2 protein-coding genes are annotated in these 1,623 nt (G+C 70.1%); one reads left to right on the forward strand and one right to left on the reverse strand.

Translation table 11 applies throughout. The features are described from left to right. Nucleotides 1-7: 7 nt before the first annotated feature. Entirely contained in the window at nucleotides 8-754 is a 747-nt protein-coding gene (locus AC1DOC_RS32880) for an HAD-IA family hydrolase (protein ID WP_478131470.1), read from the reverse strand. A 15-nt stretch (nucleotides 755-769) separates the two neighbouring features. Here AC1DOC_RS32880 and hemH point away from each other — a divergent pair. Then, nucleotides 770-1,623 (forward strand): ferrochelatase (gene hemH, locus AC1DOC_RS32885; RefSeq protein ID WP_478131471.1); only part of this gene is annotated, 854 nt, incomplete at its 3' end.

Below are 1,623 nucleotides of genomic sequence, written 5' to 3' on the forward strand. Positions count from 1 at the left end.
GCAGGCTTCAGTCCAGGCCGAAGTGCGCGCGCAGCGCGGCGCAGAAATCTGGCGTGCCGCTGAGCGAGAAGGTCACCGTGTCCAGCTCCGGCGCCTCGCGGGTCTGCTGCAGGTCGAAGTCCCAGGCCGCCCCGTCGTCGAGCGCGCCGACCACGTCGAGCTCGGCGTCGTCGCCCACGTGCAGCACGTCCTTGGGCAACAGGCCGACCGATGCGGCCGCGGCGCGGAAGATCGGCGCATGCGGCTTGCCGCTGCCGAAGGCGCGCGCGTTGAACGCGGTGCGGAACCATCGGCCGACGCCGGTCTGGTGGATGTCCGCATTGCCGTTCGACACCGCCACCAGCGGATAGCGCTCGCTGAGCCACTTGAGGGCCGGCAGCGCGTCTTCGTAGAGCGTCACGCGCTGGCGTTCGGCAAAGAAGGCATCGAAGGCCGGATCGGCCAGCGCCGGGTCTTCGCCCGCGTGCCTGAGTGCCGCGCGGATCGACTCGCGGCGCAACGCACTCAGGTCGTGCGCCAGGTCGGAGCGCTCCTTGGCGGTGGCTTCGCGCAGCTCGCGCAAGACGCCCGGCGTGAGCAGCAGCGAGGCGGTCTTGGGTGCCTCGCGCAGCAGCCATTGCTGCAGCACGGTCTCGGCGCGCTCGATGGTCGGCCAGATCGGCCAGAGGGTGTCGTCCAGGTCGAGCGAGATCGCCGAGATGCGCTTGATGTCGAGGGGCGCGGCGCTTGCCGGCGCCGTGGAAGCGGAGGTCATGCCCGAGAATATCGCATGCCTCAAGACAACGGGAACCGCGGTTCCATCGACCCCCAACCCGCCATCGAACGCACCGCCATCCTCTGGTGCAACCTGGGCTCGCCCGATGCCCCGACCGCGGCCGCCGTGCGGCCCTACCTGGCGGAGTTTCTCGGCGATCCGCGCGTGGTCGAGATTCCCAGGCTGCTCTGGGCGCTGATCCTGTACGGCATCATCCTGCGGGTGCGGCCCGCCAAATCAGCCGCCAAGTACGCGAGCATCTGGATGGCCGAGGGTTCGCCGCTGAAGGTGTGGACCCGCAAGCAGGCCACGCTGCTCGCCGGCTGGCTCGGCGAGCGCGGCCACCGCGTGGCGGTGCAGGACGCCATGCGCTACGCTAGCCCGTCGATCGCTTCGCGGCTCGATGCGCTGCAGGCCGAAGGCGCCACGCGCGTGCTGGTGCTGCAGGCCTATCCGCAGTATTCGGCCACCACCACGGCCAGCGTGATCGATGCGGTGAACGACTGGAGCCGCCGCCAGCGCCGCATTCCGGAGTTCCGCTTCGTCAACCAGTACCACGACGATCCGGCCTACGTCGAGGCACTGGCGCTCGGCATCGAAGCGCACTGGAAGCGCGAGGGCCGCGGCGAGCTGCTGCTGATGAGCTTCCACGGCATTCCGGTGCGCAACATCGCGCTTGGCGATCCCTACCAGGTGCAGTGCCTCGAAACCGCGCGCCTGCTCGCGGCGCGGCTGGGCCTTGCGGCGACGGGATACCGCGTGACCTTCCAGTCGCGCTTCGGCCGCGCCAAGTGGCTCGAGCCCTACACCGAGCCGACCCTGCGCGAGCTCGGCGCAAGCGGCGTGAAGCGTGTCGACGTGGTGTGCCC

The sequence above is a fragment of the Variovorax sp. 01T439_2 genome, assembly GCF_056398445.1.

Bases quoted from the DNA above. Each gene is read 5' to 3' on its own strand.
- AC1DOC_RS32880 (WP_478131470.1), bottom strand. From the start codon at position 754: ATGACCTCCGCTTCCACGGCGCCGGCAAGCGCCGCGCCCCTCGACATC.